At 42.8% G+C, this 8,078-nt stretch carries 1 protein-coding gene; it reads left to right on the top strand.

Annotation, left to right across the window (positions count from 1 at the left end):
* Positions 1-144: 144 nt before the first annotated feature.
* Complete coding sequence (locus tag K1J10_RS09510; RefSeq protein ID WP_223357091.1) at positions 145-7,950, top strand: CshA/CshB family fibrillar adhesin-related protein; 7,806 nt, start codon at positions 145-147, stop codon at positions 7,948-7,950.
* The last annotated feature ends 128 nt before the right edge of the window (positions 7,951-8,078 follow it).

Here is an 8,078-nt window from a genome sequence, read left to right as displayed (position 1 = left end):
TTATGCTGTTTTTCGCAATTCTAGTATATCAGATGAACGTGTCTTTTGTGTTGCACTTCATTTTACAACAGGGCGAATATTTAAGGTTTAAAATGTAGGCCAATAAATTAGCTTATTAATTGTAAATAAATATGGAGGATTATAATGGGCAAGGATTTATTTAATGATCGCATTAGCAGATTCTCGATTCGTAAATTGAATGTCGGAGTTTGCTCTGTCCTTTTAGGAACACTCGTGATGGTTGGTACAGCTTCTAGCGTAGCAGCCGATGAAAACGCAGAGAACCCAGCAACTGTTGCAACAACATCAGAAGCGCCCGCAACTTTAACAGCTACTTCAGCAGCTGAAACAACAAGTACAGCTGCAACAACTTATGAAGCAAGCCCAGCTGTAACTTCAACAGCGGCTTCAACTAGTGAAGCAAGCAACACGAGTACAGCAGCTTCAGCAACATCAACTGCAGTAGCTACTTCCGAAACACCAAGCTTGGAAGCTGCTACACCAGAAAATAAGGCAGTAGAAGCAGCTTCAACAACTACAGATAAAAAAGAAGAAACAACCCTTTCAGCTGGACAAGGTGTAACTACTAACAATACTGTAGCAACGGAAGAGACAGCCAACACTTCTCGCCGTCGTACTCGTCGTGCTGTTGGTGACCCAAATGATCCAAACTTGATTGGCGATGACGTTGTAGATGCAACTTCAACTCCAAAAGTTGAAAAACCTGGCTTCACAACAGATATAAAAGCAGCGGATTTGGCGAGTCAAATCTCATGGTTGGACTTTGGGGATAAGACTAACTGGACAGGTACAACGACAACTTCAGATGGCAAACTTGCACTCCAAGTTGGTGCTACCTATACTAAGGAAATAATGCCAGGCTATGTAGTTACCATCAAGGTTAAGTCTTTGAAACCATTCCAAGCAACTGAACTCTATAAAAAACGTCTTGAAGAGCGAGGAGCAACAGAAGCAGAAAAAGCAACCTATGATCCAAATGCAAAAAATGGATATATCAACTCTATTAATGATCCAACAACAAAAGCTGCTTTTAATAATAAAGAAGAAGCAAAAGTAATTGCGGATCCACAAAATAGATGGACTGAAATCCGTAAAGAAGGGATCGACACTGGTACTAAACAAACTACGATTTCTTCAGAATTCAACGGTGGAAATATCGGTGTTCAGTTTGAAATTTCTGCGACCTTCCGCGGGAAAGCGGTCAAACCTGCTATTGTCATGGCGGATGGTGAGTCAGCTAACCCAGGTGAGTTAGTACTCTTCACTACAAACGGTTCAGGTTGGCAACATGTTGGGGAATGGTTAAAAAATAATAACCCAAATACGAAAAACTATGTTCCTCAAGATACAAATAACTTATTCGATCCTACAAAACCTAATAACGTTGTAAATATTGATGGAGTTAACATTAATGGACTTAACTTAAACCTTTTACGTAGAGCAACTGGTGTGGGTGAAGAAGGTAAAACTGTAGCGTGGAAATACTATGGAAGCGCAGACTTGAAGACAGGTGGTTTAGGAACAGGCGTATTTGGTCCTAACGTTTCTGCAAGCACGATTGCCGTACCTATGGTAATGACACGTGGCGCTTCTGAAATTGGATTATATATCGCATCTTCAGGTAAACAATCTGCTATGCTTGGTTTCTTCCCACTTGATGAAGGAGATGCGCCTGAATCATATGGTAAGGCAGTTCATTCAATTGCAACTGTAGATGGAATTACAGGTAAAAAAGTATCTCAACCTTATCTAGGTCACTTAAGCCCTGATATGGATGAAAACAATACGCTTGATTGGACTGGTGATGACAAGGCGACCACTGCGGATGAAGGCATCGACCAATTACTTCCAAATGATCTCAAAGGAAAAACCAATGAGCTGATCAAGATGGACCGGACACGTCCAGGTAATTACACGATTTCAGTGGAAGCTCATACGGATGGAGCAGCAAAAGCTAACATCTATGGTTGGATAGATTTCAACCAAAACGGAACCTTCGATGAAGATGAACGTTCTGATTTAACAACTATTACCCAAGATGGAACGGCTACGTTAAGCTTTACAAAGAGTAAAACCTATATTGATCCTAGTGTCAATGAATTGGGGGTTCGGATTCGTATCGCTAAGAATGCTAAAGAAATTGAAAGTCCAACGGGTATGGCCTTGTCAGGGGAAGTTGAGGACTTCAAGACTCAAATCACCCACCCACCAAAAGGGGAATTTAAAGAAACAACTGGCTTTCAAGGTGCAAAACAAACAGCTACTGTAGCCTTTACCGCTCGTGGTTTACAAGGGTATAGCCTGACAGAATCAGCAAAAATTGATGAAACAGTGGCACCATACATTGTAGATGCAAATGGAAACAAAGCTACTTTGGATGCTGAAGGCTACTATGTCGTGCCAGGCCAAGGTAAATATAAGATTACCGCAAATGGTAAAGATGTAGATGTGGAATTCATCCCAGAAGACCACTTCCTTGGAACAGCAGATGGTATCTCTATCCGTCGTACAGACAGCAATGGCTACGATACGGGTTGGTCAACAAAATTCCCAGCTGATGAAGCCAATGTAGATACTGTTTTGAATACTATGGATGGTCTTTATATCCCAACTGTTACACCAACGGAAATTGAAGGAGTTGATAAGACTTCAACAGATGTCCAAGGTGCTACACAAACTGGTAAACCTGTATTCACTGAAGGAGACAGCCGTGTACCAATGAACGATGATGTTGCAGCAACCTTCGATGATGGATCTACTTCTAAGACAGTTGATGGCGTTGGTACTTATACAGTAGCTCCAGACGGAACTGTTACATTTGTTCCAGACCCAAGCTTTACTGGTACTGCACCAGCAGTAACCGTTGTTCGTGAAGACAAGAATGGAAGCAAAGCATCTGCGACTTACACACCAACGGTGAACCCAGTCACTCTTATTCCAACAAATAAAGTTTCTGAAGAGATTCAAAATGTTCCTCAAACAGAGACTCCTACATTTGCTTTGAGTGATGATGAGACTACTCAAATCACAAGTAAGAAATTGATTGACCCTGCAACAGGTCAACCAACCGATGAAACAACAGTAACAGTAGCAGGTGAAGGAACTTACACAATCGATCCTACTACAGGAGCAGTAACCTTTACTCCTGAAAAAGACTTTGTCGGAACTGCAACTGGCGTGAAAGTCCAAGCGACTGCAACAATTACCAATGCAGACGGTAAGACTTCAACCATCACTTCAGATGCAAGTTACACACCAAAAGTTGTAGCAGCTGTTCCAACAGCTAATCCAGCTACATCTAAAGATATCCAAGGTGCGACACAAACTGGAACACCAACCTTTGCAGGAACAACTGTTCAAGTAAATGGTCAAGATAAAGCGATTACGATTAAAGATAACAGCTACACTCTTTTGGATAACGATGGTAATGAAGTAACAAGCACACCAACTTATGCTGAAGATGGTACAACTGAAATCGGTATTTACTCAATTGATCCAGCAACTGGCCAAGTAACTTTCACACCAACTGACAAATCTTATACTGGTAAAGTAACGCCAGTTAAGGTTCAAGCTGAAAGCTCAAACGGCATCAAGGTGGATACAACCTACACACCTGAAATTGTTCCAGTAACCCCAACAGCTACACCAGTTGAAACAACGGATATTCAAGGTGCTACTCAAACAGGTAAACCTGAATTCAAGGGTGGAACCGTAACAGTAGATGGCGTTGAGAAGACTGTTGAAATCAATGAAGATGTTCCAGCAACCTTCGATGATGGTTCAACTACGAAGACTGTCGACGGCGTTGGTACCTACACTGTCGCAGCAGACGGAACAGTTACATTTGTTCCAGAGAAATCATTCGTCGGAACTGCACCAGCAGTGACGGTTGTTCGTGAAGATAAGAACGGAATCAAAGCCTCTGCAACTTATACACCAACTGTGACACCAGTAACTCCAACAGCAACACCAGCTGAAACAACAGATATTCAAGGTGCTACACAAACTGGAAAACCTGTATTTACTGAAGGCGACAGCCGTGTGCCAATGAACGATGATGTTCCAGCAACATTTGATGATGGCTCAACTACCAAGACTGTTGACGGCGTTGGTACCTACACAGTAGCAGCAGACGGAACCGTAACCTTTGTTCCAGAGAAATCATTCACAGGTAAAGCACCAGCCGTAACGGTTGTTCGCGAAGATAAGAACGGAACTAAAGCTTCTGCAACGTACACGCCAACAGTAACTCCAGTCACACCGACAGCGACACCAGTTGAAACAACAGGTAAGCAAGGTCAAACTCAAACAGGTAAGCCTGAATTTACTGAAGGCGACAGCCGCGTGCCAATGAACGATGATGTTCCAGCAACCTTCGATGATGGTTCAACAACTAAGACTGTTGATGGCGTTGGTACCTATACAGTTGCAGCAGACGGAACGGTAACCTTTGTTCCTGAGAAATCATTCACAGGTAAAGCACCAGCCGTAACGGTTGTTCGTGAAGATAAGAACGGAACCAAAGCTTCTGCAACATACACACCAACCGTAACTCCAGTAACTCCAACTGCAACACCAGCTGAATCTACTGGACCTCAAGGTTTGGTTCAAACTGGAACTGTAACCTTTACTGAAGGTGATGAAGTAGCGCCAATCGACAAGAATACCATTACTCTTCTTGATGAAAATGGTCAACCAGCCGAATCAGTAGAAGCGAAATCACCAGCAGGTGATGTGATCGGTACATACACAGTTGATAAAGACACAGGTGTAGTTACTTTCACACCAACAGATAAATCTTACTCAGGTGATGTAGTTCCAGTTAAGGTTCAAGCAGCTGATACTAATGGAACAACAGTAGAAACGACTTACACACCTAAGATTACTCCAGTTGTCCCAACTTCTGAAGATGCAACATCGACAGATATCCAAGGTCAAACACAATCTGGTAAACCAACCTTCACCGAAGGAAATCCAAATGTTCCAATCGATGAGGATACTCCAGCTACCTTCGAAGATGGCTCAACTACGAAGACTATCGATGGTGAAGGAACTTACACAGTTGCTCCAGATGGAACAGTAACCTTCGTTCCTGAAAAATCATTCACTGGAACTGCTTCAGGTGTAACAGTGAAACGCGTGGATAAGAACGGTACTGAAATCACAGCGAAGTACACACCAACTGTGACACCAGTAACACCAACTGCAACACCAGTTGAAACGACAGATATCCAAGGTGCTACACAAACTGGTAAACCTGTATTTACTGAAGGCGATAGCCGTGTGCCAATGAACGATGATGTTCCAGCAACATTTGACGATGGCTCAACGACTAAGACTGTCGACGGCGTTGGTACTTACACAGTAGCAGCAGACGGTACTGTTACATTTGTACCAGAAAAATCATTCGTCGGAACTGCACCAGCTGTAACAGTGGTTCGTGAAGATAAGAACGGAACAAAAGCTTCTGCAACTTATACACCAACCGTAACACCAGTAACACCAACTGCAGAAGATACAACATCTACTGACAAACAAGGTCAAAAGCAAACAGGTACACCAACCTTCACACCAGGTAATCCAAATGTTCTAATGGATGATGATACACCTGCAACATTTGAAGATGGCTCAACTACGAAGACCGTTCCTGGTGAAGGAACTTACACAGTTGCTCCAGACGGAACCGTAACATTTGTTCCAGAAAAATCATTCACTGGAGAAGGTACAGGCGTAACGGTTAAACGTGTCGATAAGAACGGTACTCCAGTTACTGCTAAGTACACACCAACTGTGACTCCAGTAACCCCAACAGCAACTCCAGCTACATCAGAAGCACCTCAAGGTGTGGTTCAAACTGGAACTGTGACCTTCACCGAAGGTGACCTAGTTGCACCAATTGACAAAGATACCATTACTCTTCTTGATGAAAATGGTCAACCAGCAGAATCTGTAGTTGCTAAATCACAAGAAGGTAAAGAAATTGGTACTTTCACAGTTGATAAAGAAACAGGTGTTGTTACCTTCACACCAACTGATAAATCTTACTCAGGTGATGTGGTTCCAGTTAAGGTTCAAGGTAAAGATACAAACGGAACAGTTGCTGAAACAACTTACACACCGAAGATCACTCCAGTTGTCCCAACTGCTGAACCTGCAACATCTACAGATATCCAAGGTAAAACACAAACAGGTACACCAAGCTTCACACCTGGTAACCCTGCAATCCCAATGGATGATGATGTACCAGCTACCTTTGAAGATGGTTCAACAACAAAAGTTATTCCAGGTGAAGGAACTTACACCGTTTCTCCAGATGGAACCGTAACCTTTGTACCAGAAAAATCATTCACAGGAACAGGTACAGGCGTAACAGTGAAACGTGTTGATAAGAACGGTACTCCAGTTACTGCAACTTACACACCAACTGTAACACCTGTTACACCAACTGCAAGCCCAGCAGTATCTACTGATGTGCAAGGTGCAACTCAAACAGGTAAGCCTGTATTTACTGAAGGTGACAGCCGTGTTCCAATGAACGACGATGTTCCAGCAACATTTGACGATGGTTCAACTACGAAGACAGTTGAAGGTGTTGGTACTTACACAGTAGCATCAGACGGAACAGTGACATTTGTACCAGAGAAATCATTTGTTGGAACTGCACCAGCAGTAACAGTTGTTCGTGAAGATAAGAACGGAACAAAAGTATCTTCAACTTACACTCCAACAGTAACTCCTGTGACTCCAACAGCTGAGCCAGCAACATCTACAGACATCCAAGGTCAAACCCAAACAGGTAAACCAAGCTTCACGCCTGGTAACCCAAGTGTACCAATGGATGATGATGTACCAGCAACCTTTGAAGATGGTTCAACAACTAAAGTTATTCCAGGAGAAGGAACTTACACCGTTTCTCCAGACGGAACAGTAACCTTCGTACCAGAGAAATCATTCACAGGTACAGGTACAGGCGTAACCGTGAAACGTGTTGATAAGAACGGTACACCAATTACCGCTACTTACACACCAACTGTAACACCAGTTACACCAACAGCAGAACCAGTAACTTCAATTGGTAAGAAGGGTGCAACTCAAACAGGTAAACCAAGCTTCACAGAAGGTGATAGCCGTGTACCAATGAATGACGAAGTTCCAGCAACCTTTGAAGATGGATCAACTACTAAGACTATTCCAGGTGTTGGTACTTACACAGTAGCACCAGACGGAACAGTAACCTTCAAACCAGAACCTGAATTTACTGGTACTGCACCAGCAGTGACAGTGGTTCGTGAAGATGTGAACGGAACAAAAGCTTCTGCAACTTATACACCGACTGTTCTTCCAATCACTAAGTTTGTTGATAAAGAAGGTAAGGAAATCCCGGGATATCCTACAGTTGATGGAGAAGAGCCAAAAGCTGAAATTCCAGGTTACCGCTTTGTGGAAACCAAGAAATTACCTAATGGTGATACAGAGCACGTCTACGAGAAAGTTACAACTTCACACGTAGATGAAAATGGAAATCCAATTCCTGGTTATCCAACAGAAGATGGTGAGCAACCGAAGAAAGATATTCCAGGTTACGAGTTTGTGAAGACAATTGTAGATGAGAACGGTAATACTCAACACATCTACAAGAAGACGGTGACACCAACACCAACGCCGACACCAACTCCAACACCAACTCCGGTTCCTACACCAACTCCAACACCGACTCCAGATCCAGTTCCAACGCCAGATCCAGTTCCAACTCCAGATCCAAAACCAGTTCCAGAAACTAAGGAAACTAAATTCATCAATCCATCTGATGAAACAGCAGTTCTTCCTGAAACTGGTACTGAGGAAACTTCTAAAACTGGTCTTGCTATTCTTAGCGCTTTGACAGGTCTCTCATTATTCGGACTTGCTAAACGCAAAAAAGAAGACTAAGATCTAGGATTTGTCTCATTAAAACCGCGAGAAATCGCGGTTTTTTTGACGGATAAATTGTAAAATATAGTGCAACAAAAAAACTCATAGCGTTTCATTGGGGTAAACTGTAAGTATTCACACAAACA

This window comes from Streptococcus australis (assembly GCF_019930045.1).
GTDB lineage: Bacteria > Bacillota > Bacilli > Lactobacillales > Streptococcaceae > Streptococcus > Streptococcus australis_D.
Note: the sequence above shows the minus strand (reverse complement) of the source record. Positions and strands in the feature narration are given on the sequence as shown.

Coding starts and splice junctions, on each gene's coding strand:
- K1J10_RS09510 (WP_223357091.1), top strand. CDS start 145: ATGGGCAAGGATTTATTTAATGATCGCATTAGCAGATTCTCGATTCGT.